The organism is Roseixanthobacter pseudopolyaromaticivorans (assembly GCF_043195145.2).
GTDB lineage: Bacteria > Pseudomonadota > Alphaproteobacteria > Rhizobiales > Xanthobacteraceae > NCEH01.
Genome location: NZ_CM195539.1, coordinates 1,020,227 through 1,043,856 on the forward strand (window position 1 = coordinate 1,020,227; position 23,630 = coordinate 1,043,856).

Annotated in this window: 23 protein-coding genes and 2 tRNA genes; 14 read left to right on the plus strand and 11 right to left on the minus strand. The window is 65.7% G+C overall.

Annotated elements, in window-relative coordinates; translation table 11 throughout:
* Positions 1–60: 60 nt before the first annotated feature.
* The 3 genes from V5F68_RS04965 to V5F68_RS04975 are packed head-to-tail and all read left to right on the plus strand — an operon-like array spanning position 61 to position 4,638.
* Entirely contained in the window at positions 61–1,020 is a 960-nt protein-coding gene (locus V5F68_RS04965; RefSeq protein ID WP_394013534.1) for a class I mannose-6-phosphate isomerase, read from the plus strand.
* Entirely contained in the window at positions 1,017–3,302 is a 2,286-nt protein-coding gene (locus V5F68_RS04970) for a glycosyltransferase family 4 protein (protein ID WP_394013535.1), read from the plus strand. The genes V5F68_RS04965 and V5F68_RS04970 overlap by 4 nt, the downstream gene beginning before the upstream one ends.
* A 37-nt stretch (positions 3,303–3,339) precedes the next feature.
* The gene (locus tag V5F68_RS04975; RefSeq protein ID WP_394013536.1) at positions 3,340–4,638 is read left to right on the plus strand and encodes a glycoside hydrolase family 130 protein; all 1,299 of its coding nucleotides are present in this window, start codon (positions 3,340–3,342) and stop codon (positions 4,636–4,638) included.
* A gap of 19 nt (positions 4,639–4,657) precedes the next feature.
* Here V5F68_RS04975 and V5F68_RS04980 read toward each other — a convergent pair whose 3' ends face one another.
* The 3 genes from V5F68_RS04980 to V5F68_RS04990 all read right to left on the minus strand — a co-directional run bounded on the left by V5F68_RS04980 (position 4,658) and on the right by V5F68_RS04990 (position 6,335).
* Positions 4,658–4,921 (minus strand): DUF1488 family protein, encoded by a 264-nt coding sequence (locus tag V5F68_RS04980; RefSeq protein WP_394013537.1) that lies wholly within the window; start codon positions 4,919–4,921, stop codon positions 4,658–4,660.
* A 41-nt stretch (positions 4,922–4,962) separates the two neighbouring features.
* Positions 4,963–5,229 carry a hypothetical protein gene (locus V5F68_RS04985; protein ID WP_394013538.1) on the minus strand — a complete coding sequence of 89 codons (267 nt, stop codon included), beginning with the start codon at positions 5,227–5,229 and terminating at the stop codon, positions 4,963–4,965.
* 389 nt (positions 5,230–5,618) lie between these two features.
* The gene (locus tag V5F68_RS04990) at positions 5,619–6,335 is read right to left on the minus strand and encodes a GntR family transcriptional regulator (protein ID WP_394013539.1); all 717 of its coding nucleotides are present in this window, start codon (positions 6,333–6,335) and stop codon (positions 5,619–5,621) included.
* Positions 6,336–6,489: 154 nt separating this feature from the next.
* Here V5F68_RS04990 and V5F68_RS04995 point away from each other — a divergent pair, with 154 nt between their 5' ends.
* The 8 genes from V5F68_RS04995 (at position 6,490) to V5F68_RS05030 (ending at position 15,330) form a co-directional block, all read left to right on the plus strand.
* Complete coding sequence (locus V5F68_RS04995; protein WP_394013540.1) at positions 6,490–7,680, plus strand: mandelate racemase/muconate lactonizing enzyme family protein; 1,191 nt, start codon at positions 6,490–6,492, stop codon at positions 7,678–7,680.
* A 23-nt stretch (positions 7,681–7,703) separates the two neighbouring features.
* Entirely contained in the window at positions 7,704–8,489 is a 786-nt protein-coding gene (locus V5F68_RS05000) for an ABC transporter ATP-binding protein (RefSeq protein WP_394013541.1), read from the plus strand.
* Between the two features lie 23 nt (positions 8,490–8,512).
* Positions 8,513–9,340, plus strand: a complete 828-nt coding sequence (locus tag V5F68_RS05005) for an ABC transporter permease (protein ID WP_394013542.1) — start codon at positions 8,513–8,515, stop codon at positions 9,338–9,340.
* A 20-nt stretch (positions 9,341–9,360) separates the two neighbouring features.
* Positions 9,361–10,437 (plus strand): ABC transporter substrate-binding protein, encoded by a 1,077-nt coding sequence (locus V5F68_RS05010; RefSeq protein WP_394013543.1) that lies wholly within the window; start codon positions 9,361–9,363, stop codon positions 10,435–10,437.
* 32 nt (positions 10,438–10,469) lie between these two features.
* Entirely contained in the window at positions 10,470–11,243 is a 774-nt protein-coding gene (locus V5F68_RS05015) for an alpha/beta fold hydrolase (protein WP_394013544.1), read from the plus strand.
* A gap of 86 nt (positions 11,244–11,329) precedes the next feature.
* Positions 11,330–12,352, plus strand: coding sequence for a D-cysteate sulfo-lyase (gene cuyA / locus V5F68_RS05020; RefSeq protein ID WP_394013545.1), 1,023 nt, complete (start codon positions 11,330–11,332; stop codon positions 12,350–12,352).
* A 2-nt stretch (positions 12,353–12,354) separates the two neighbouring features.
* Positions 12,355–13,062, plus strand: a complete 708-nt coding sequence (cuyB, locus tag V5F68_RS05025) for a cysteate racemase (protein WP_394013546.1) — start codon at positions 12,355–12,357, stop codon at positions 13,060–13,062.
* 432 nt (positions 13,063–13,494) lie between these two features.
* A complete protein-coding gene (locus tag V5F68_RS05030) occupies positions 13,495–15,330 on the plus strand; it encodes a putative bifunctional diguanylate cyclase/phosphodiesterase (protein WP_394013547.1) in 1,836 nt (611 codons plus the stop codon).
* Between the two features lie 160 nt (positions 15,331–15,490).
* Here the strand turns inward: V5F68_RS05030 and V5F68_RS05035 are convergent.
* The 3 genes from V5F68_RS05035 to V5F68_RS05045 form a co-directional block, all read right to left on the minus strand.
* A tRNA-Ala gene (locus V5F68_RS05035) sits at positions 15,491–15,566 on the minus strand.
* Between the two features lie 149 nt (positions 15,567–15,715).
* A complete protein-coding gene (locus V5F68_RS05040) occupies positions 15,716–16,408 on the minus strand; it encodes a nucleotide-binding protein (RefSeq protein ID WP_394013548.1) in 693 nt (230 codons plus the stop codon).
* A 103-nt stretch (positions 16,409–16,511) separates the two neighbouring features.
* On the minus strand, positions 16,512–17,672 hold the full coding sequence (locus V5F68_RS05045) for a glycosyltransferase family protein (protein ID WP_394013549.1): 1,161 nt from the start codon (positions 17,670–17,672) through the stop codon (positions 16,512–16,514).
* A gap of 231 nt (positions 17,673–17,903) precedes the next feature.
* On the opposite strand from V5F68_RS05045, the gene V5F68_RS05050 reads away from it, so the two are divergent.
* Positions 17,904–18,161 carry a hypothetical protein gene (locus tag V5F68_RS05050; protein ID WP_394013550.1) on the plus strand — a complete coding sequence of 86 codons (258 nt, stop codon included), beginning with the start codon at positions 17,904–17,906 and terminating at the stop codon, positions 18,159–18,161.
* 6 nt (positions 18,162–18,167) lie between these two features.
* Here V5F68_RS05050 and V5F68_RS05055 read toward each other — a convergent pair whose 3' ends face one another.
* Together V5F68_RS05055 and V5F68_RS05060 are read right to left on the minus strand one after the other, a co-directional pair.
* The gene (locus tag V5F68_RS05055; protein WP_394013551.1) at positions 18,168–18,674 is read right to left on the minus strand and encodes a UCP034077 family protein; all 507 of its coding nucleotides are present in this window, start codon (positions 18,672–18,674) and stop codon (positions 18,168–18,170) included.
* 24 nt (positions 18,675–18,698) lie between these two features.
* Positions 18,699–18,944, minus strand: coding sequence for a hypothetical protein (locus V5F68_RS05060; RefSeq protein WP_348845983.1), 246 nt, complete (start codon positions 18,942–18,944; stop codon positions 18,699–18,701).
* 263 nt (positions 18,945–19,207) lie between these two features.
* Here V5F68_RS05060 and V5F68_RS05065 point away from each other — a divergent pair, with 263 nt between their 5' ends.
* Entirely contained in the window at positions 19,208–19,813 is a 606-nt protein-coding gene (locus V5F68_RS05065) for a glycosyltransferase (protein ID WP_394013552.1), read from the plus strand.
* A gap of 39 nt (positions 19,814–19,852) precedes the next feature.
* On the opposite strand, the gene V5F68_RS05070 is transcribed toward V5F68_RS05065, so the two are convergent.
* Complete coding sequence (locus V5F68_RS05070) at positions 19,853–20,059, minus strand: DUF1127 domain-containing protein (protein WP_394013553.1); 207 nt, start codon at positions 20,057–20,059, stop codon at positions 19,853–19,855.
* A gap of 249 nt (positions 20,060–20,308) precedes the next feature.
* Between V5F68_RS05070 and V5F68_RS05075 the strand changes: the two genes are divergently transcribed.
* Positions 20,309–20,382 (plus strand) — tRNA-Gln (locus V5F68_RS05075).
* 176 nt (positions 20,383–20,558) lie between these two features.
* Here the strand turns inward: V5F68_RS05075 and pta are convergent.
* Together pta and xsc are read right to left on the minus strand one after the other, a co-directional pair.
* Positions 20,559–21,629 carry a phosphate acetyltransferase gene (pta, locus tag V5F68_RS05080; RefSeq protein ID WP_394013554.1) on the minus strand — a complete coding sequence of 357 codons (1,071 nt, stop codon included), beginning with the start codon at positions 21,627–21,629 and terminating at the stop codon, positions 20,559–20,561.
* 207 nt (positions 21,630–21,836) lie between these two features.
* The gene (gene xsc, locus V5F68_RS05085; RefSeq protein ID WP_394013555.1) at positions 21,837–23,612 is read right to left on the minus strand and encodes a sulfoacetaldehyde acetyltransferase; all 1,776 of its coding nucleotides are present in this window, start codon (positions 23,610–23,612) and stop codon (positions 21,837–21,839) included.
* Positions 23,613–23,630: the final 18 nt, after the last annotated feature.

Sequence of the window (23,630 nt, forward strand, 5' to 3'; positions counted from 1 at the left end):
GAACGAGCATGTCCGGTCTCAGATCGTCCCGATCTCAGCGGAACGGTCAAGGAGACGAGCATGGCAATCGAACAGGCCTGCGTGCGCGTGGTTCGCAAGCCATGGGGCAGCACCGACCTGCTGCCGTGGCGCACCATCGCCCCCCTCGATGGGGCTGTCGGCGAACTCTGGTTCGAGCGTGCCGATCCCTCGGCGCCGGAGACCGCGCTGCTTCTGAAACTGCTGTTCACCACGCAGCCCTTGTCGATCCAGGTGCATCCCGATGATGCGTTCGCGCGCACTCTCGGCCAGGAGCACGGCAAGAGCGAAGCCTGGTACATACTGTCCGCCCAGCCGGGCGCGCAGGTGGCGGTCGGCCTGAACGGTCCGCTGACGCCGTCGCAATTGCGCACCGCGATCGAAGATCGCTCCATCGCCGCGCGCGTCCAATGGCGCGACGTGCTCAAGGGCGACGTGGTCTGCGTCCCCGCCGGCACCATCCATGCGATCGGAGCCGGCCTCGTCATCGCCGAAATCCAGCAGCGCAGCGATGTGACCTTTCGCCTTTTCGACTACGGCCGCTCACGGGAGCTGCATGCGGAGCAGGCCGTCGCCGCGACCCACATGGCGCCCCTTGGCCCGCAAGCCGCGCCGCGCGCGCTGGGCAACGGCCGGACCCTGCTCGCCGTCACACCTCATTTCGTCATCGAACGGCTTGATCTCGCCCCCAGCGTGGATTGGTCGCTCGACGCGCCGCACGAAACCTGGATGCTGATGCTCGAAGGCAGTGCCTGCGTGGCCGGCCTCGATGTGACGGTCGGCGGTGCGCTCTTCCTGCAGGGGGAATGCGCACCCGTCCGGGCCGGCGGGCGTGGTGCGAAAGCGCTGGTGGCTTATGCCGCCGATGTGCCGCATCCCGACCTGCTGGCTGCGGGCGAGCTGCCGGCCGTGCCTACGCGGGCGGCCGGTTTCGCCGCCCCGACCCAACTTTTCCCCTCACGAGCGGACTCATCCTTCCGCGCTTCGGAGATGCGACCGTGACCCAAGTCAAACACGTTGCCTTCATCGGCAATTCCCTGCCGCGCCGTTGTGGCATCGCCACCTTCACCACCGATCTTCAGCACGCCATCGCCGCCGCGCCCGCGCAGATCACCACGTCCATTGTCGCCATGAACGATCATGGCCAAGCTTATGATTATCCGTCCAGCGTGATGGTGCAGATCAGTGACGACCGCATTGAAGACTATATCCGTGCGGCGGAGACGTTGAACCGCGCCAAGATCGATGTTGTCAGTTTGCAGCACGAATTCGGCATCTTCGGAGGGGAAGCGGGCGCCTATATCGTGGCATTGCTGTCGCGCCTGAACATGCCCATCGTGACCACGCTTCATACGGTGCTTGCGGAACCCAACGCCGCGCAGCGTCGGGTGATGGAACGGATCGTCAACGTCTCATCGAAGCTCGTCGTCATGGCCGAGAAGGGGCGCGAGCTTCTGCTCACCGTCTATCGCGTGCCGGCGGAGAAGATCGAAGTCATCCCCCATGGCATTCCCGACTTTCCCTTCATCATGCCCGCCGCGGCAAAGGCGAGACGCGGCTTCACGGGCCATTCAGTCATCCTCACCTTCGGCCTCCTGTCCCCCAATAAGGGGATCGAGGTGATGATCGATGCCATGCCGGCGGTTCTCAAGCAGCGGCCGGATGCGGTTTATGTGGTGCTTGGCGCGACCCATCCCAATCTGGTTCGCACGCAAGGCGAAGCCTATCGCGAAAGCCTGGTGGCGCGGGCGCAGGCCCTCGGAGTCGAGGGGCACGTGGTGTTTCTCGATCAGTTCGTGGACCAGCCGACCCTGCTCGACTTCATCTCCATGTGCGATGTCTATGTGACGCCGTACCTGAACGAGGCGCAGATGACCTCGGGCACCTTGGCCTACAGCTTCGGCCTCGGCCGGGCGGTGGTCTCCACACCCTATTGGCATGCGCGCGAGCTTCTGGCGGCAGGGCGGGGTGCACTCGTGCCGTTCGGCGATTCCACTGCCATCGGTGCGGAAATTGCCGATCTTCTGACCGATGACGGGCGGCGTGAGGCCATGCGCCAGCGCGCCTATGCGAGCAGCCGTTCCATGACCTGGGAGCGCACTGCCGAACGCTACATCGCCACCTTCGAGGGTGCCCGGCGCGGATATCGCCTCGGCGTTATCGCCCGTCGTACGCATGGTGCGCCGGCGCGCGTGCGCCCACCCCTTCCCAATCTTCAGCTCAGCCATTTCCTGTCCATGTGCGACGATACCGGCCTTTACCAACACGCCGTGCATTCGGTGCCCGACAGGTCCCACGGCTACTGCGTGGACGATAACGCGCGCGCGCTCCTGCTGGCCTGCGCCCTCAATGCGCCGGGCGAAGCGCCCTTGCCGGAGGTGCTGACGAGCCGCTTTGCCGCATTCGTGCAGCACGCCTGGAATCCGGATGTGGCGCGCTTTCGCAATTTCATGAGCTTCGACCGCCGCTGGCTGGAAGACCGAGGCTCCGAAGATAGCCACGGGCGGACCCTATGGGCGCTCGGCACCTGCGCGCGCCTGGACGACAATGCCTCCCGCCGGCGCTGGGCGGCCGATCTGTTCGCTGTGGCGCTCGGTACCGTCGAAGGCTTTTCATCCCCGCGCGCCTGGGCGTTCACGCTGCTGGGCCTGGATGCGTATTGCGCGGCGTATGAGGACGATGCGAAGGCCCGACGCATGCGGCTGCTGCTGGCCGACAGGCTGATGGCGTTGATGGCAGCGGTGGAAACCACGGACTGGGTGTGGTTCGAGGAAGGGCTTTCCTACGACAACGCCCGCTTGCCGCAAGCTCTGATCCTCACGGGCGTGTCCAGCGGCACGCCGGACTATGTGGAGGCGGGCTTGCGGGCGCTTCGCTGGCTGGTAACGCTCCAGACCGCAACGACCGGCGTGTTCCGCCCCGTGGGAACCGAGGGGTTCGCGAATGTGCGGGCGCTGCCGGAAGCCTTCGACCAGCAGCCGGTCGAGGCCGCCGCAGCCATCTCCGCGTGCCTCACGGCATGGGATGCGGATGGCGACCAGACATGGCGGGATGAGGCCGAGCGGGCCTTCGCATGGTTCTTCGGCAGCAACGATCTTTCCGCGTCGCTCGTCGATATCGAAACGGGCAGTTGCCGCGACGGCCTGCATCGTGACCGGCCGAATGAGAACCGGGGCGGAGAATCCGTCGTGTCGTTTGCGCTGAGCGTGATAGAGATGCGCCAGCTTGCCCAGCTGCGCGGCGAGCAAACACAGGCAGCCTCGTTTCGCGCCCTGAGCGCCTGATCGCCCAAAGCGAACCATCAACAGAACCGAGGCCGCCGTGTCCCACCCCATGTTTTTGAACCGGCAGGCGCTCTACCTGCGGCCGGACCCAGCGCGCGTGGTCGTACGCCCCTTCAAGCCGGCGACCGAGCCGCGCGACTTCAACCCCACCGACAAGACGCGCGCCAATCATATCGTCGACCGGGTACTCGCCCTCGATCCGGAGACCGCGGAGAGCCAGCTCGCCGATGTGCTGGAGAACTTCCAGGGGCGGCACCGCAACCTGCTGGCGACTTTCGAGGCCCGCGCCGACGAAATGGAAGAGGCACTCGCGGCGCACGACCTCTTCACAGCCAGCCAGCGGCGGCTGGTGGGCGCCTATTTTCTCCACGAATATTCCTTCGAAGCCTCGGCCTTGTTCAATCCGAGCATCGTTGCCCACCCCGACCAATCGGGGGCGCCGGAAGGCGGGCGACGCTTCATCCTCAGCTTACGTGCGGTTGGAGAAGGGCACATTTCCTCCCTTACCTTCCGATCGGGAACCATCGCAGCCGACGGCAGCGTCAGCATCGATCCGACCGGGCGCCTTGCCTCGACCCCAACCATCCGCGCGCGGATGCCCGGCCCCGATGGGGAGCATGTGGAAGTGGTCTTCGGCCCGGAGGAGGACATCAGCGAGCGGGTGATCTTTCCCGTGACGGAGTCCCAGTCCAACGGGATCGAGGATGCGCGCTTCGTCGAGTTCGAGGACCAGGGGCAGCGCACTTTCTATGCGACCTACACGGCCTACAGCGGCAAGGCGATCCGTTCGGAGCTGCTGAAAACCACGGATTTCGCCTCGTTCCACCTCACCCCGCTGCGGGGGAGCGCGTCATTCAACAAGGGCATGGCGCTCTTCCCGCGCAAGATCGACGGCCAGTACGCCATGATCGGACGGCAGGACAATGAGAACCTCTATCTCATCAAGTCCGATGATCTGTGCACCTGGGATGGCGGCCAATTGATCTTGAAGCCGAAGTTTCCCTGGGAATTCGTCCAGATCGGGAATTGCGGATCGCCGATCGAGCTGGACGAGGGCTGGCTGCTGTTGACCCATGGGGTCGGCCCGGTTCGCAAATATGCCATCGGCGCGGTGTTGCTCGACAAAACCGATCCCACACGGGTGCTGGCCCGCTCGCGCGAGCCCCTGGTGCGGCCCGAGCCTTCCGAGCGGGAGGGCTATGTGCCCAACGTGGTCTATACGTGCGGGGCGATGCGGCACAAGGATCAGATCATCCTGCCCTATGCGGTTTCCGACACCTTCTCGAATTTCGCGACCATCAGGATCGCGGATCTGATGCGTGTGATGGAAGGGTAGGGGTCAGGGCGGCGGACCCTTAGAAGTCCGCTGCCGACAGACGGTAATGGCTCTGGCGGCGCTTGGAATAGGCGCTGCTGGCGACCTTCTGGATGCGCACGCGATTGCCGTCGAATACCCGCAGCAGGGAGTCTTCATCCTCCTGCACGTCGGATTTGATCCGGCGAAGAGCGCCTGTTTCCACCTGGAAGGCGACTTCGAAGGCGCCGTCATAGCCCCAGAAGCAGACACAGTTCCGCACCATGTCGAGGCTGCGGCTCACGTTTGGGAAATTAAGCGCCATTGTTGCTTCCACTCATGGTCCGAGCTTGCCGGCGTGCGGCATCACACCGTTTGGTCACGGTCCTTCATCAGCGCCGCGTCGAGATCGTTCTGGCTGACCGAAACGATCTGGCCCCGCGTGTCTAAGCCCATGTCGAGGGGCAGATGCAGGCTGGTCGCCACGAGGCGATAGGCGGGATGGGATACGTCCGAAATCTGTTCGTTCTCAGTTTCGACGATGTAATCCCCGGCGGCCTGAGCGCCGTCAATGCCGCGCAGTTCGAACGGCTGAGAAAATGAGATCGTCTTCTGCTGCAGAAATGAGGTCATCGGATGTTTCCCGAAAGAATGAATTTAAACTAAAATGGGATGAAAATCGATAAAAATAAGATGCTGTAAAAATAACATTGAACTTTGAATTCGGATCGGAATTGTTTTTCCCTAAAAAATGAATTCGGATTCGGGCAATCTGGATATTTCGATGGGTGTGCTCTTGCGCCCAATCGTCTTATGGGAGTCGTTTTGCGTTGCAAGCCGATGATATTTCGGCACGCAGCCTCGAGTCGCCGGTCTCGATCAGGCCGAGAGGTCGAAGATGTGGGGGCGGGGGTGCGCGGCCCGCAGAGCGTCGTTGAGCGCGGTCCATCTGGTCCGCGCTGCGCTGCGGTTCCGCCCAAAGGGCGCCGGGCATCGGGCGGCCGGGGGCGCGCCGCTGCGGCTCAGCGCCAGCCGGACTTGGGCGGCTCGGATGCCTCCCCGGCGTGCGTGTGCTGCTGCGCCTCCAAATGGCGCACCAGGATCTCGCCTGAGCTGGTGCTGTGGACGCTGGCGCAGCGCTCCGCGAGATCCGGATCGCCTTCGGACACCGCCGTCACCAGAGGCACGTGATTCTCGATCAGCATCGTCGAGCGGGGCAGGATGGCGTTGGACGAGGCCATGAACATCCGCACCTGCTGCTCCACCACATCATACTGGCTGGCGAGGCGGCTATGGCCGGCGAGGCTCACGATCGTCTTGTGCAGGGATAGGTCGGCCTCGGTGATCTCGCGGCCGTCGCCGGAATCGGCCGCCGACTTCAGCGCATCGAACGCGATCTCCATGCGCGCGCGCCGGTCCGGGTGGCGGGCGGCGAGGCGGGCGGCAAGCCCCTCCAGGCTGGCGCGCAACGTATAAAGCTCCCAAACGTCGTGGGACGTGAGGGTCGCGACCTCCCACCCCGAATAGGGGCGCTGCACGATCAACCCTTCGCCCATGAGGCGCTGGAGCGCGGCGCGGATGGTGCCGCGCGACAGCTCGAATTGCGCGGCGATCTCCATCTCCGTGAGGCGCGTACCCGGCTGAACCTCGCCGGAGACTATTGCCTGCCGAAGCGCGTCCGCCGCCGCCCTATCCAGGCTGCGCTTGGCGACCGCCGAGACCATTTTCAGAGCAGCCATCGGTTACTTGCCTCCTCTTTAATCGTTTCGAACTCGAATTTTAGTCAATTTATCCATTGACCAACTAAATCGGACGTTATCAGATAATTGTCAACAATCAGCGAAAGACGCCAGCCCACCATAGGGCCGAGCGGAAGACGAAAAAAGGTACAAAATGCCAGTCTCGGTTGTGACGCCCAGCCAATCCGCGATTTCCACCATTTCCGCCGGCGAAACCGGCGGCGTGCGTCCCGTGTCGATGCCCGACCAGCGCATCGTCAAGGCGGAGGCCATCCTCATTTCCGTTCCGTTCGAGTCCGGCGGCGTCCCGCCGTGGAGCTTCGGCGGCGCGCCGCGTACCCAATTCGATACCCTGTTCGTGCGCCTCGAGACCGATGCCGGCGTCGTCGGGTGGGGGGAGGCCTTCTCCCGCGGCGAGGATCGCGGGCTGAAGATGCTGATCGAGACGCGGGTGCTGCCGCTGGTGATGGGCCGCCGCGCGTGCGAGATCGCGAAAACCAAGTTCGATCTTGAATTCCAGCTCCAGAATTTCGGCCGCGTGGGCCCGATCATGTACGGCATTTCCGCCGTCGATCTCGCCTTGTGGGACATCGCCGCGAAGTCTGCCGGCCGGCCGCTGGTGGACCTGCTGGGCGGCCCCTTCACCGACCGCATCGGCGTTTACGCAAGCCTGATGCGCTACGGCAATTGCCCCGACGTGGAGAAGGCGACGCGCCGCGCGGTGGATCTCGGCTACCGCCATGTGAAGCTCCACGAGGTCACCGTCCCCGAGATCCGCGCTGCGGTTGAGGCGGCGGGCACGGATGCGCTGGTGATGCTCGACACCAACTGCCCGTGGTCGGTGACCGAGGCGCTGCGCTATGACCGCGAGCTTGCCCCTCTCGACCTGATGTGGCTCGAAGAACCCATCTGGCCACCGGAGGACTTCCGCGGCCTTGCCATCGTGCGCGCTACCGGACGCCATCGCATCGCCGCGGGCGAGAATGCCGGCTCCCTGCACGACTTCGTCGCCATGATCGACGCCGGCGCCATCGACATCGCCCAGCCGGACGTGGCCAAGACCGGCGGGGTCACCGAGCTGATGAAGATCGCCGCTCTCTGCGAGGCGGAAGGCGTGGAATTCGTGCCCCATTGCGCGCTGTTCGGCCCCGGCCAAGTGGCGACGCTCCACATCAACGCCGCCCAGCGCGCGACGCCGCTGCTGGAGCGCCTGTTCTGCGATTTCGAGGCCGAGATCTACGGCGGCGCCACGCTGCCCGTCGACGGATATCTGCCGGTGCCGACAGCGCCCGGCCTCGGCCTCGACCCCGACCTCAATGTGATCGAGCGCTATCGCGTCGCGTGATGCCTCAGCCGGAGGAACCGAACATGGGCCCCATCAGTATCCGGAACATCACCAAGTCCTTCAGCACGCCCGACGAGGCGGAGGCGGTGATCGCCCTTGATGATGTGTCGTGCGAGATCAAGGCGGGCGAGTTCTTCTGCATCATCGGCCCGTCCGGCTGCGGCAAGAGCACCCTGCTGCACACCATCGCCGGCTTCTCCAAGCCCACCATGGGCGCGGCGCTGCGCAACGGTACCCCCATCACCGGCCCCGGCCCGGACCGCACCGTGATCTTCCAGGAATACGGCCTGTTTCCCTGGATGACCGTGCACCAGAACGTGGAGTTCGGCCTCCAGGCGAAAGGGGTCGGCAAGGCCGAGCGCAAGGAGATCGTCGATGGCTTCATCGATCTCGTGAGCTTGACCCGCTTCGCGAGCCGCTACCCGCACGAGATTTCCGGCGGAATGAAGCAGCGGGTGAGCATCGCCCGCGCCCTCGCCCCCGACCCCGACGTGGTGCTCATGGACGAGCCGTTCGCCGCGCTCGATTCCCTCACCCGTGACCTGCTGCAGGAGGAGATATTGAGGATCTGGGAACGCACCGGAAAAACCTTCGTGCTCATCACCCACAACATCGAGGAGGCGGTGTTCCTCGGCGACCGGGTGATGGTGATGACGGCGCGCCCCGGCCGGGTGAAGGCGGTGGTGGATGTCGACCTGCCGCGTCCGCGCGATCCCTCCATCCGGGCGCACGATCTGCGCTTCCTGGAGATCAAGAACGAGCTGTCCCATCTTCTGCGCGCCGAAGTGGTGCGTGCGGCGGCCGCGTGATGGCGACGCAAGGAGACGGCGCCATGGCCGCACCCGACACCAGAGCCGTCCGCTCCACCGGGGCCCAGGCGCGCACCCGCGCGTTCCGCTTCCTGAAGGGCGCGGCCGCGCGACTGCGCCACCTGGTGCTCATCCCGATCCTGCTGCTGCTTTGGGAAGGCGCCGTGCGTAGCGGGCTCGCGAACCCGAACATCTTCCCGCCGCCGACGGCGGTGTTCAAGGCGACGGTGGACCTCGCCGAGGCGGGGCTGCTGTGGGCAGACATCCGCGCCAGCGTGCTGCGCGTCGCCGTGGGCTTCGGCCTCGCCGCGGTGACGGGCATCTCGCTCGGCCTGCTGCTGGCCATGAACCGCAAGGTCGCGGCCTATATGCTGCCGCTGGTGGAAATCCTGCGTCCGATCTCGGTCATCGCCTGGATTCCACTGGCCATCCTGTGGTTTGGGCTCGGCGATCACTCCGCCTGGTTCATCATCTTCATCGGTGGCTTCTTCCCGATCTTCACCAATGCCTACACCGGTGCCTGCTCGGTGGCGCCGATCCATGTGCAGGTGTCGCAATGCTTCGGGGCAGGGCGCTGGCTGTTCCTGACGCGGGTCATGCTGCCGACGGCTGTGCCTTACATCGTCACCGGCCTGCGCGTGGGGCTCGGCGTCGCCTGGACCTGCGTGATCGCCGCCGAGCTGATCGCCGCCACGTCGGGCCTTGGCTACATGATCCAGCTCGCCCGCTCCATGGTCGAGACCGAGAAGGTCATGTCCGGGATGATCGTGATCGGCGCGGTCGGCTTCCTCATGAACAGCCTGATGCTCTGGCTCGAGCACGCGCTCGTCGGCTGGAAGGCACCCAACTGATAACCAGAGGAGAAAACAACATGTCCGATACAACGGGAGCCCGGCCCCTTCGGCGCCGCGGCACGGTGGCTAGCGTACTTGTCGCCACAGCCCTCGCCTTCGGCCTCTCGGGGCAGGCGCGGGCCGCCGATCCGATCAAGGTCACGGTCGGCTACCAGTCGCTCTGGGCCGCCGGCGGCGAGGTGGTGGAGGTGCTCCGCCACACCAATATCTTCGAGCTCAACGGCATCAAGGCCGACTTCAAGACCTTCACCTTCGGCGGCCCGCTGGCCGAGGCGGCGGTGGCCGGCGACATCGACAACGTGTTCGCCGCCGATGCTCCGGTGCTGCGCGCCATGGCCCGCATGCCCGGCTCCAAGGTGCTGATGCGCACCCATGATGCCCGCTTCGGCATCCTGGTGCGCCCCGACTTCCAGGGCGGCCTCGCCGACCTCCGCGGCAAGAAGGTGAGCGCACCCTTCGCGACCACCACCTTCCCACGCTCGGTGAAGGCCATCGTGGCGGCCGGCGTCAAGGATCCCTTCAAGGAGATGACCATCGTCAACCAGGACATCGCCGAGCAGACCGCGGCGATGCAGGGCGGCCTCGTGGACGCCGTCATCACCTGGGATCCGACCATGGAGCGCCTGATCGAGGCCAAGATCGCCAAGCCTCTCTGGATGGCTCCGAGGGGCGAGAACATCGGCCTCCAGGGCCTTTCCGGCAAGTGGATCGAGGCCAATGGCCGCGAAGGCGAAGTGAAGTTCATCAAGGCCTGGATCATGGCCACCTGGTGGGCCTCCAACAATCTTGAGCAGGCACGCGGATGGTTCGCCAAGACCTCGCGCCTCGACCCGCGGCTGCTGAAGATCGCCACCGACTTCGACCGCAATCTTGCCAACCCCATCAAGAGCCCGGCCGACGTGGACCTGATGGTGTCGCAGGCCGACATCGACGGCGCCCAGGCGGTGATGGACTTCCTGTTCGACAACAAGCTCCTCAACACCAAGCTCGACGTGAAGCCCTTCTACGACATGGAGCCCCTCAAGCAGGCCCACGGCGAGATCGTTGCGGGCAAGCTTCCCGCTGTGACCGACATCAAGGTCACCACCCCCTGAAAGCACGCCGTGAACGGCTACGGAGACTTAAGATGGTTCTCGGATACGAACTTGTCGGCACAGGCAAGGAAGGCGTGATCGTCTTCAACGACTGGCTCGCGGACTGCACCAGCTGGAAGCCGATGCATCTCTACTTGGATACGGAACGCTTCACCTATGCGTTCGTGGATATCCGCGGCTACGGGCGGTCGATCAAGCTGGAGGGGGAATACAGCGCCAAGGAAGCGGCGGCGGACGCCTTCGACACCGCCGACAGCCTCGGCTGGGATCGCTTCCACATCATCGGCTTCTCGATGACCGGCATGGTGGTGGAGCGCATGGTGCTGATGCACCCGGAGCGCATCAAGAGTGAGGTCGCGGTGGGGCCGGTCTCCGCCGCGGCGATCAAGATGGACCCGGAGCGTCGGGCCTTCTTCGAGCGCACGCTGGTGGACGACGACGCGGTGCGCGAGCTTGCGGCGCGCATCACCAACCACAAGCTCACCAAGCAATGGTCCGAACACAAGCTCTGGCTTGCCCGCAATACCCGCAACAACGTGGCGGTGCGGCGCTATCTGGACATGTGGACCGTGGAGGACTTCTCCGATGAGGTGAAGGCCGCCCGCCCGACGCCGCCGCTGCTCGTGGTGGCCGGCGTGTGGGACCAGGCCGGCTTCCTGCCTGAGGAACTGGCCGCGACCTTCCTTGCCTGGCATCCCAATGCGGAGATGGCGGTCATTGAGAATTGCGGCCACTGCCCCATGCAGGAAACCCCCATCTACCTCACCACCCTGTGTGAGGAGTTCATGAACAAGCACGCGGCCTGAACCCACCGCGTGCTTGATCATGCATCGCCGGCGGGGCCTTCCCGCCGGCGATGACCGTTGCCCCGCCGCGTTCCGGAGGCCCCCGCATGGACCTCGCCTGCCATCCCCGCCTGCGCCTCGCCCATCTGCCGACCCCGCTGGAACGGCTCGACCGGCTGACCCGCGCCCTCGGCGGACCGGAAATCTGGATCAAGCGCGATGACTGCACGGGCCTTGCCACTGGCGGCAACAAGGCCCGCAAGCTCGAATACATCATGGCCGAGGCCTGCGCGGCCGGCGCCGACACGGTGGTCACGGCGGGCGCCGTTCAATCCAACCACGCGCGCCAGACCGCGGCGGCGGCGGCCCGGCTCGGGCTCTCGTGCCACCTGCTCCTGGAGGCAGCCGCCTTCCGCTCCGATCCCGCTTATGCCGACAACGGCAACGTGTTGCTCGATCGCCTGCACGGTGCCAGCCTGGAATTGCACCCGCACGGCGCCGACATGGCGCGCGAACTTGCCGTGTGCGCCGAGCGGCTGCGGGCCGAGGGCCGCAGAGTTCACCTGATCCCGATTGGCGGCTCCGACACCACCGGCGCGCTGGGCTACGTGACCTGCGCGGTGGAGCTTGCGGCGCAGGCAGGCGCGGCGAGGATCGCCTTCGACCATATCGTCACCGCAACCGGCAGCGCCGGCACCCAGGCGGGCCTTCTGGTGGGCCTGCGCGCGGCCGAGGTGGGCACGCGCGTGCTCGGCTTCAGCGTAAAGGCCGGGCAGGCCGAGCAGGAGCAGAAGGTGCAGGCCCTCGCCGCAGAGACGGCCACCCGGATCGGCTGCCCACGCCTCGTTCCACATGCCGACGTGGCGGTGGATGCCGGCCAGGTGGGCGAGGCCTACGGTATCCCGACGCCGCAGGCCATCGCCGCCATCAGAATGTTTGCCGCCCTGGAGGGCGTGCTGCTCGACCCCGTCTATACCGGCAAGGCGGCGGCGGGCCTCATCGACCACGTGCGCAAGGGCCGCTTCGGCAAGGGCGAGGCGGTTTGCTTCCTCCATACCGGCGGCTCGGCGGCGCTGTTCGGCTATGCTGCGTGCTTCGATCGGCGCGCCGCCAGGTACGAGAGGATTTGACCATGCCCATCGTGACGCCGCGGCGCATCGGCATATTGGGCGGCATGGGGCCGCAAGCGACCGTGCTGCTCATGGACAAGCTCATTGCCGCCGTGCCCGCCGCCGACGACAGCGACCACATTCCGCTCATCGTCGACCAGAACACGCAGGTGCCCTCGCGCATCCGGCGGTTGATCGAGGGCACCGGCGACGACCCGGAGCCGGTGCTGGTGGAGATGGCCCGCCGCCTGGAACAGGCCGGGGCCGAGGCGCTCGCCATGCCGTGCAACACCACCCACCATTATGCGGGGGCCATCGCCGCTTCCGTCGGCATTCCCATGTTGAGCCTCGTGGAGGTCTCGGTCGAGCGGGCGCGGGCCTTGTCCGCGGAAAGCGACGGCCGAATCGGCATCATCGCCTCGCCCGCGGTGCGCATGACCGGGCTGTTCGACGCGCCGCTGAGCTCCCTCGGCCTGACGCCCGTGTATCCCGCCGACGAGGCCGCTGTGCTCGACGCCATCCGGCGCATCAAGGCGTCGGGCGTGGACGATGAGGCCCGCAGCGCCATGCGCCGCACATCTGCCCAGCTACTGGCGGACGGCGTTCAGGTGCAGATGGTCGCCTGCACGGAGCTGTCGCTCGTCGCGTCCGAATGCGTTGCCGGGAGCAACGCCTTTGATACGCTCGATGCGCTCGTGGACGCGATCAAGGCTTTTGCTTTGCGGGAATGACCGACCCTCGTGCGCCCACGCGCGAACGCGTCGCCGCGCAGGTCGTCGCTCGACCACGATCTCTAAACGGCTATTCTGGGCTGGCCTGCCGCTGCAGATTTGCTTTCGGCAACGCCGGTAAGGCTGGACTTAACGCAAGTCTTCAAACTGGAGCGACACGCGCATTCTAACCTTGTGCGCGTCTGTGCTTCTTGCGCGTGCGCTCCCTCTTTCTGCCATTAGCCAAGCAACGCAAGCAGGCTGATCGGCCGATAACGCATGCTTGAGGTGGAATCGCACGCCGCGTGCCTTGGCGCCTCCTGAGAGGAAAGAGGTATCTTTGTAGAATATCACCCCTCCATGAAAGCGTCGCGTTCAATTATTTGTTATGCTACTTTAAGGGGAATAAGCCCGATTTCGTTTGCCATTTCCGTTGGTGAAGGGGGAAAGGGTATGAAGTGCCCCCCGGTGCCTCCACACGAAAAGGAGCGGCTCGCCGCTCTTGATAGCTATTGCCTCGCAGATGAGGCGCCGGTTGCCGACCTTTCGCCGCTGGTCGAGATGGCGCTGCACGTCTTCAAGGTCCCCATGGCAGCGGTCAACATGATCGGCTCCGATCATGTCTTCTTCGCTGCCAGCGCAGGCTTCGGCAAGGTTGATAATCGCAGGGAGGTTTCTTTCTGCGCCCACACCATCCTGCAAGGCAAGGTGATGGTTGTGCCGAATGCGGAGCGGGACGGGCGATTCCATGACAACCCGCTTGTTACCGGGGCAGCCAGAATTCGTTTTTATGCCGGGGCGCCCTTATTGTCTGGAGATGGTCATGCCATCGGCGCCCTCTGCATTCTCGACACACGTCCGCGCAGTGGATTCGCTTCAGAAGAATGCGAACGTCTAAGCCAATTGGCGCATATGGTCATGGACCGGCTTGAGATCCGGCGAATTGGCGGCATTGCTTCAAAGAACGGAAATCATATCTATGTTCGCGCTGTCGATCCAGAACAACTTTTATTCCTCGCCAACATAGATGCCCTAACGGGTCTGGCAAATCGGCGACAATTCTACAGGGCGGTGGAGGCGATGCTGCTCTGCGGCCATACGTGCGCTGTCGTGATGCTCGACATCGACGGTTTCAAGGACATCAACAACATCTTGGGGCCGGAGGCTGCGGACGAGGTTCTCAGAGCGATCGCCGGACTTCTGTCGGCGGAGGCCAGGGATGGCGCAACTGTCGCCCGTGTTGGCGGCGATGAATTTGCAATGCTCCTCGGAGGTCTCTCCGAAGAGATGGCCGTGTCCTTCGCTCGCCAGCTCCTCTCCAAAATCGCGAATTTGCGTCCTCTGGTCGGCGAGGATGTCACCATCAGCGCCAGCTGCGGCATCGCATTTTCACCGCACGACACGAAGAAAGCCGCCGAATTGATCGGCGATGCCGACCTGGCGCTTCATGCGGCCAAGATCAGTCGCAACGCAAGCATCGCACTCTACTCTCCTTCGTTGCGGAACGAAGCGTTGGATCGGCGGCTGTCCAGCATGGACCTCCATCGCGCCGTATCCAACGGCGAGCTTCGGCTGTTCTACCAGCCTCAGGTGCGCTTGAACGACGGTGCCTTGGTCGGTGCGGAGGCGCTGATCCGCTGGTTTCATCCCAGCCGTGGGCTGCTTGCACCCGCCGCCTTTCTGCCTTCGCTGGAGGCCGGCCCGCTCGCATCGGTGGTGGGGAATTGGGTGATCGATGAGGGCTGCGCCCAGGCTGCGCGTTGGCGGCGGCGTGGCGTGGGCGACTTCCGTATGGCCGTCAACCTGTTCGGCTCGCAATTTCGCAGCGGCGACCTGGCGAAGCAGGTTGAGGAAGCCTTGAGCCGCCATAACCTCCCGCCGGAGGCGCTGGAGCTGGAAATCACCGAGAACATCGTGCTGTCGAACGATGTCGCCGCCTTGGATGCTCTGACGCAGCTGCGGCAGCTGGGGGTGGGCATCGCGTTCGACGATTTCGGCACGGGGTTCGCTTCTCTCAGCCTGCTGACGCGATATCCGGTGAATTGCATCAAGATCGATCGCAGCTTCGTCCAAGCGATGCTCCGCTCTCCCCGCGAAGCGGCTGTCATTTCCTCCATCCTTCAGATCGGGCGGGCTCTCGAAATAGACGTCATTGCCGAGGGCATTGAGACGGAGGAAGAACGCTCCTACCTCGCCGATCGAGCGTGTCCGGAAGGACAGGGATATCTGTTCGGCAAGCCCATGCCGGCCCAAGAGTTCGAGGCCCTGCTTCTCGGTTACGGCCGGTGAACCTTGCCGGGGTGATCCTCGATCGTAACCAGAATCCATTCTGGTTCAGGGCCGCTTGGGACCGTGCTGCAAACGCGTTCGGGACGAGCCCGACCACCAGGCTATAAGCGGATGATTGTCAGAGTTTTGGTGTGCCTTGAGACGGCAGAAAACGACGAGGTGGTGGAGCCGAGGGGAATCGAACCCCTGACCTCTGCAGTGCGATTGCAGCGCTCTCCCATCTGAGCTACGGCCCCGGTCGTTGGGAGGCGCCATTTAGAGTCGGGGGCCATGGCCTGTCAAGCAGCTTGCCCGGCAATCCAATGGGGAAAACGTGCATGGCGTTGCGGCGCGCGGGCCGGGCAGGCGTGCGGGTGCTGGCCGGGCGCCCCGCGCGCCGTTTCCGTCAGCGTCCGCCTGGCGGGGAGCGGGGGCGTTCGGCGTTGCGGGCCATGCGAGTCGGGCCCAGCAACCGCAGGATCTGGTCTGTCACCACGCGCATATCGCGGTCCGCCACTGAACCCGGTGCATACGTGGAAACCGCTTCGCCGGCGGTGAAGGAGCGGACGAAATTGATGTCGTAAGACAGGGGCGAACTGACCGGCAGGCCGAATTCCGCAAGCTCGGGTCCGATCTGCTGCCCCTCGAGGGTGCCGGGGTCGACCTTGGTGGGCACCACCAGCGCCTTGGGGCCCGGGCCGCGGAGCATGGCCCGCGCTTCGCCGAGGCGACCGACGGTCTGCTTCAGCGAGCTGATGTCCAGGCTCGAAGGTCCGCACGGCAGCACCAGCAGATCCGACAGTTCCACGCACACTTCGAAGGTGAGGCCGAGTTCGCCCGGACAGTCGACGATGGCGAATTCCCCGCCGCTGCGAAACACGCCCTTAATCCAGGACACCATGTTGGCCTTGGTCAACACGTCGTTCCGCACTGTGAAGCGCAGTCGCCGCGGCAGCGCCCAGGCATAGGCGGAGCCTTGTGGATCGGCATCGATCAACGTGACGGAGCGCCCCAGCCGAACGAATTCCCCCGCGAGGTTCACCGCCGTCGTGGTCTTGCCGACGCCGCCCTTGCGCTGGACGACCGAAATTATCTGCATCTTGAGCCCGAATATCCCGCAAAGCCGCGTCCGCCCGACCGCGGATCTCGACCGTCCCTTGTCCGCGTATCGGGCCGGGGAGCCAAACGCAAGCGACAGCTGATCACAGGTGAATCTCGCTGGCCCTGACGATGTCCTGAAGGCTCCCGAAGGGGCCGCGGCGCTCGAGTTCTGCGGCCTTTTCGCGGGCGGCCGCCGGAAACGAGGGCTCCTTCAGGCGCAGGAAGGCATCCTGCACATTCTTCGCCGTGAAGCTCACCGCCATGGAAACCGCGCCGCCCCATCCGCCGATCAGGGCGCAATTGAGCCGCTGCTCCAATTGGCGGGGCACGATCAATTGCGGTCGCCCCACCGCAAGGCCGACCTCGAGCGTGCCGAGCCCGCCATGATGCACCAGAACCCCGGCTGCGCCGATGGCGGCGGGCAGATCCTGAGGGGTCTCGTGAATGTGGATGCCCTGGCTCGCGAGGGCGGCGCGCTCCTGGGGCGAGGCATCGCGCAAATACGCGCTGCCGGTCGGGTCCAGCCGGGTGAGGGTGGCGAGCAAGGCCGGGGTGCTCGGGTGCGAGAGGCTGAGATAGGCGAACCAGCCGCAGGTCGAGGGCGCCTGCGCGGGGGCGGGCAGGGGCTGCAGCGGACCGACCGACACGCCCGGCGCCCGGCGGCCGGCATAGTTGTCCAGTTCGGGCAGGGTGATGATGAAGGGCTGTGCGTGGCGCAGAATGCCGGGCAGCGTCTCGGGCGCGGGGCGTCCGCGCCGCCGCTGCACGGTGCGCACGTGTCCCAGGAGCTCCTGTTCGTCGAGGCTCGGTCGGCGATTGCCGAGCGCATCGAAGGTGGGCCCATCCGCCGGCGGCAAGGTGAAGCCGTCCCCGAGGACGATAACCGGCATCGCGCCGGAGATGGCGAGGCACAGCAGCGGGCAATAATCGCCGATCACCAGATCGGGACGAACCATCTCCAGCACCTGGTCCCAACCGCGCAGCAGCGCTTCCAGCCGCGTCGGCTCGTTAAAGCCGATGAGGCCCAGGATGTCGCCATAGGCCCCCACGCTGAAGGGCAGCCGGCCCTGCGGCAGCACGGCATAGGGCGCCTGCATCAGCGTGAACCCGTGATCCGCCAGGCGCGTGGCCGCAAGGCCGAGGTCGCGGACCGCGAACACGCACTCATGCCCGCGCTTTACGAGTTCCTGGGCGACCGGCAGCAAGCGTGAGACGTGACCGAGGCCTTCCCCGAGTTCCCAAGCGAATAGCACCCGGCCCATTCCGTCTTCCCCGTATTGATGCTGCCCCTCCATACGGGAGAAGCGGCGGCAGGTCTTGTGTCGAAAGCGCGAAAAAGCCAGAACGGCGCGGGCATGCGCCTTTCGCTGCGGTCTCTAGAGCTGCGGGGAGCAAGAGGCAACGGCGCTTTGTGCGGTGCACGAAGCCCCCTATGATGGCCGGCAGCAAGGTGGTGGCGCGGGCGCCGCGCATCGAATCGGGAGGCACAAACCATGGCCACTGGCGTGAAGGACGTGTTCGAAGGCATCCGCGAGGTGCTGGAAAAGCGCAAAGCCGCGCGGCAGGATCAAAATGCTGTTGAGCGGATCGCGACCGCCCTCGAGGTTCTTGCCGATGAAACGTCCATCATCCGCACCGAGCTGGCGTTGATCCGGATGGCAAGTCTCCAGCGCGCCCAGAAATCCGGCGCGCCGCAGAAGGGCGCGCCGATCCGGGTGCCGGTGGAAAAGGAAGCGGCGGAGGAGGAGTAAGCGCCTTCAGGTGCGCGCCTCTCCGGAGGCGAACCGCATGGTCCATACGCGTGATGCCACTACCCGGGCCAGTTGTTCGCTCATGCGGATGGGCGTGCATCGGCTGAGCGCGAGGATCGCGGCGGCGACGAAGGCGCGCTGCGTCTCAAGATCTCCGGTGAGCACGGAATAGGTCGCGAGCGGCTTGCCGCGCAATTCACCCTTGGCGGTGAGGCCGAAGCGCAAGGTGATTTCCGACCCCGCCGTGCCGGGAGGCGGCGCCCAGCAGGCGTAAAGCGCTTTGGACAGCTCGGCCACGGTTTCAACCGGCACCGCATTCACCGGCTGCCGGTCCCGCTCTTCAGCCCGGCTGGCGCCGGGGGCCAGGGTGAGGCACGCCACGAGGCACACCAGGACGAGCAGCGCCGCGCCCCGCCGCCCCGCACATCCGCGCGACAGGCTCGCGATGCGGCGCGCGGGTATGGCCCGCGAGTGCGGCCGGGTGGGAACGTCATGTGCCAGGCGGGTGCTCATCGCCGATGCCTTGCCTCTGTTGGGTCAGTCAGGCCGCGTCTTGTTTTCGATATGGCTCGCCACTTCGAGCAAGGCCTCGGCAAGCGCGCGCAATTGCGCCGCATCAAGCGAGATCTGGACCGCCGGCAGGGGCTGGTCCGGGGCGCGGGGCACGCCCACCTCCAGCCGCAGGCCGCCGGCCCGGCCGTCGAAGATCGCCGTGGTGAAGGCTTGCAGGGGCCACACCTTCAGCCGTCCGGCGGCGTCCTTGTCCCAGTCGTCGAATGTCATGACGGAATTCATTGCGTTTTTCGCTCATGCGGCTGGCTGCGGACGGCGGCCAAGCGGGTTTCACGCGCACCGCCTGAAGCGATGGACCGCCCTCGTTCTAGAGCATGGCGCGCGGGAGGTGAACTCTCGGCCGCCAACCGGGCGGCGGCCGGTGCACGGCGACGTCTTCAACCTCTGGTGCACTTAGTTTAAGCAAGGAGCGCCATCGACTGGATTGAATGGCGACGGTATAGCTGTGCTGAGGGAACGGGAGCCGCGCCAGATTGATTTCCGTTATCATTCCCACCAAGAATTCCGAACGCCAGCTTGTGCTTGTGCTTGCGGCGCTGGTTCAGGGCGTGACGGCCGGTGTCTTGCGCGACGTGATCCTCGCGGACGCCGATTCAACGGACGATACAGCGGCCATCGCGGATGCCGCCGGCTGTACGCTGTTCACCTCGATGCATGACATGGGTCTGCGGCTGCGGCAGGGCGCGGCAATGGCGCGCGGGCGCTGGCTGCTGTTCCTGCAGCCCAATTCGATTCTGGAGGAAGGCTGGCCGCGCGAGGTCTCGACCTTCCTGGAGACCGTCGAGCGGCGCGGGCTCGGCGACCGGACGGTGGCGACGTTCCGCCTCTCGGTGGATGGCTACGGTTTCAAGCCGCGCTTCGGCGAGGCGGTGGCGGCGGCACGGCTGGCGCTGCTCGGCCTGCCGCAGGCCGGGCAGGGGCTGCTGATTTCGCGCAAACACTATGAGCGGCTCGGCGGTCACCCGTCGGGCGTGGCGCCGCAGAGGCGCCTGTTCTCCCGCATCGGGCGGCGCCGCATCCATGTGCTGCGCGCCCATGTTCTGCTGCCGGAGAAGGCGCAGCGCGGCGTCTCGGAATAATCGAAAGTCCGGGCGCGAGAGGCGCCTGAGGTTTATGCCTCAGAAGCCCTTGGCGACCGCCTGGGGAATGGCATCGCGGCTCAGGCCGCGCTGGGCTAGCTCGCTGTCGGACATGCGGCTGAGACGCTCGTAGCGATCCGCCATCACGCGGGCATCACGCACGGCCGCGAAGAATTCCGAGACCTGGGCGGCGAAACGGCCGAACAGGGAGGTCTCGCGAAACGGGTGGGCAGTGATCGTGCTCATGATCGTTCTCCATCAATGATCCTTACATAGGGGAAGATCTCGCATTGCAACATAGAGTTTTGTGCATGGCACCATTGCGCATGATGTATGCCAGCCTGTGGAGAAGTGATTTTCGCCGGCAAGGCTCTGGACCCCGGCGAGCGAATTGCGTATAGAGCGCCCTCGCCCGACGGGCTCACCGCTCGCTCGAACGCCGATGGTTCGGCGGCGTCAATCTCCGCTGGTCGACCCTGTCACCGGCGCGGCGATTGGGGGATAGTTCAACGGTAGAACTGCGGACTCTGACTCCGTCAATCTAGGTTCGAATCCTAGTCCCCCAGCCATCTTCCAAATACATGATCTGACAGGATGAACGGCGCCATGCCATCGTGTGCGGCGGCGCTGCGTTTTATTGGGTGCGTTGCTGCTGTGTGCTTTCGCCGGACGGGCGGGAAATCGCGCGTGGCTGCGCCATCGGCCCGAGAACCGGACGCTATCGCTTGCCGGCAGCCGAACGCTTCTATCGTGCCTGAGAAACGCCGACGCTGTGTGCGGCCGAGTCGCGCCACGCCGGCGCCACGGTGGGCAGGCGCGGGCGCTCCGCTTCCGCCCCTGCCTGCGCGCAGGTGAGGGCGATCATGTGGAACACGTCGTCCTCCGAACAGCCGCGCGACAGATCGTTGGCCGGTCGCGCAAGTCCTTGCAATACCGGGCCGATCGCCTTTGCCCCGCCGATGCGCTGGGCGATCTTGTAGCCGATGTTGGCGGCGTCGAGATTGGGGAAGACGAACACATTGGCATCGCCGCAGATGGCTCCGCCGGGCGCCTTGGCTGCACCCACGGCGGCAACGAACGCCGCGTCGAATTGCAACTCGCCTTCGATGATGAGGCTCGGCTCCAGGGCGCGGGCGATGCGCACGGCCTCCACCACCTTGTCCACCCGCTCGTGCCGCGCGCTGCCGGCGGTGGAGAAGGAGAGCATGGCCACCTTCGCCGGTTCGCCGGTCATGGCGGTGTAGGAGCGCGCGGAGGCGATGGCGATGTCGGCCAGTTCCGCCGCGTCCGGGTCGATCACCAGCCCGCAATCGGCGAACACATAGGCGCCCTTCTGGGCGTGGTACTCCTCGCACAGGATCATCAGGAAGAAGCTCGACACCAGCTTCGCGCCCGGCGCGAGGCCGATGATCTGAAGCGCGGCGCGCACCGTCTCGGCGGTGGTGGCGACCGCCCCGCCCACCGTGCCGTCGGCCTCCCCCATGCGCACCATCATGGCGGCGAAGGCGAGCGGCTCCAGCATGCGGCGGTGCGCGGCGGCAAGGTCCATGCCCTTGGCGCGGCGCAGCGCGTGTAATTCCCCGGCATAGGCCGCGCCATAGGCCGAGGCGGCCGGATCCTCGATGAGGATGCCCCGCGCATCCCCATCGAGGGCGGCCAGAACCTCCGGCGGCGCGCCGAGGAGGATCGGACGGGCAATGCCTTCGCGCACCGCCCTGCGGGCGGCGGCCGCGACGCGCGGATCGGCGCCCTCCGGCAGCACGATCCTGCGGGGCGATGCGCGCGCGGCGTCGATGATGCGGTCGAGGGCGAGCATGTCGGGCCTCATGGCAGGGGGCGATGGGAAAAACGGCGGGAGGCGGGTCAGGGAACGCCTCCCGCCGCAAGAGCCGGATCCGATCGTAGGGAATCGCGGAGGCGATCCATTACCAGCGGTGAAGCCGTCTCTTTTCAATAAGTTAGAGGGCGATTTCCTGCCCGCATGGAGCCACCAGGTGGGCCATGGAGGCGGATCGCGCTGTCGTTAGCGGGCCATCTGTGCGCGCATGTCATCCCGCGCGATGCCGGCGACCTTGACGGGCTTCTTCATGGCGTCGCGGCGGAATGGCTCGCCCAGCTCCTGGTTCAGCACCACCTCGATGAAGGTGGTGATGCCGGCCTTCTGCTCGGCGGCCGCGGTCGAGATGGCCTCGGTGAGCGCGGCCGGATTGTCCACGCGCACGCCCTTGAAGCCGCAGCCTTCCGCGATCTTGGCGTAGGAGAGCTTGGGGTCCAGCTCGGTGCCGACGAAATTATTGGCGTACCAGAGCGTGGTGTTGCGCTTCTCCGCGCCCCACTGGAAATTGCGGAACACCACCATGGTCACCGCCGGCCATTCCTCGCGGCCGATGGAGGTCATCTCATTGATCGAGATGCCGAATGCGCCGTCGCCGGCGAAGCCGAACACCGGCATATCGGGGCAGCCGATCTTCGCGCCGATGATTGCGGGGAAGGCATAGCCGCAGGGCCCGAACATGCCGGGCGCGAGATATTTGCGGCCGGCCTCGAACGAGGGATAGGCATTGCCGATGGCGCAATTGTTGCCGATGTCGGTGGAAATGATCACCTCCTTCGGCAGCGCGGCCTGGATCGCCCGCCAGGCCTGGCGCGGCGACATGCGGTCCTTGTCGCGGATCCGGGCTTCCTCGTTCCAGGACGTGCCGGGGTCGTCGTCCTCATGGTCCATGGAGGCGAGCTGCTGCAGCCAGCGCGACCGGGTCTGATGGATCAGCGCGGCGCGCTCCTTCCGGCCGGCATCGCCGGCGCCGGGCAGGAGCTGGGCGAGCAATTGGCTCGCGACCTCGCGCGCATCGCCGCAGATGCCGACCGAGATCTTCTTGGTGAGGCCGATGCGGTCCGGATTGATGTCCACCTGGATGATCTTGGCCTCGCGCGGCCAGTAATCCATGCCGTAGCCGGGCAAGGTGGAGAAGGGATTGAGCCGCGTGCCGAGCGCCAGCACCACATCGGCCTTCGCGATCAGCTCCATGGCCGCCTTCGAGCCGTTGTAGCCGAGCGGGCCGACGGCGAGGGGGTGGCTGCCTGGGGCGGCATCATTGTGCTGATAGCCGGCGCACACCGGCGCGCCGAGCGCCTCGGCGAGCGCCATGGCCTCGGAAATGGCATTTCCGATGACCACGCCGGCGCCGTTGAGCACCACCGGGAACTTGGCCTCCGACAGGAGCTTGGCGGCCTCGGCGATGGCGTTCTTGCCGCCGGTCGGGCGTTCGAGGCGCACGATCTGCGGCAGCTCGATATCGACCACCTGGGTCCAGAAATCGCGCGGGATGTTGATCTGCGCCGGCGCGGAGGCGCGCCACGCCTTCTCGATCACGCGGTTCAGGACCTCGGCGACGCGCATGGGGTCGCGCACTTCTTCCTGGTAGCAGACCATGTCGGAGAACATGGCCATCTGTGAGACTTCCTGGAATCCGCCCTGGCCGATGGTGCGGTTGGCCGCCTGCGGCGTCACCAGCAGCATGGGGGTATGGTTCCAATAGGCGGTCTTCATGGCGGTGACGAAGCCGGTCACGCCCGGCCCGTTCTGGGCGATGGCCATGGCCATGCGGCCGGTGGCGCGGGTGTAGCCGTCGCAGATCAGCCCGGCGTTGGTTTCGTGGGCGCAATCCCAGAAGCGGATGCCCGCCGCGGGGAACAGATCGGACACCGGCATCATGGCCGAACCGATGATGCCGAAGGCTTCGTCGATCCCGTGCGCCTGCACGACCTTGATGAACGCCTCTTCGGTGGTCATCTTCATGGGAACATCAATCCTCTG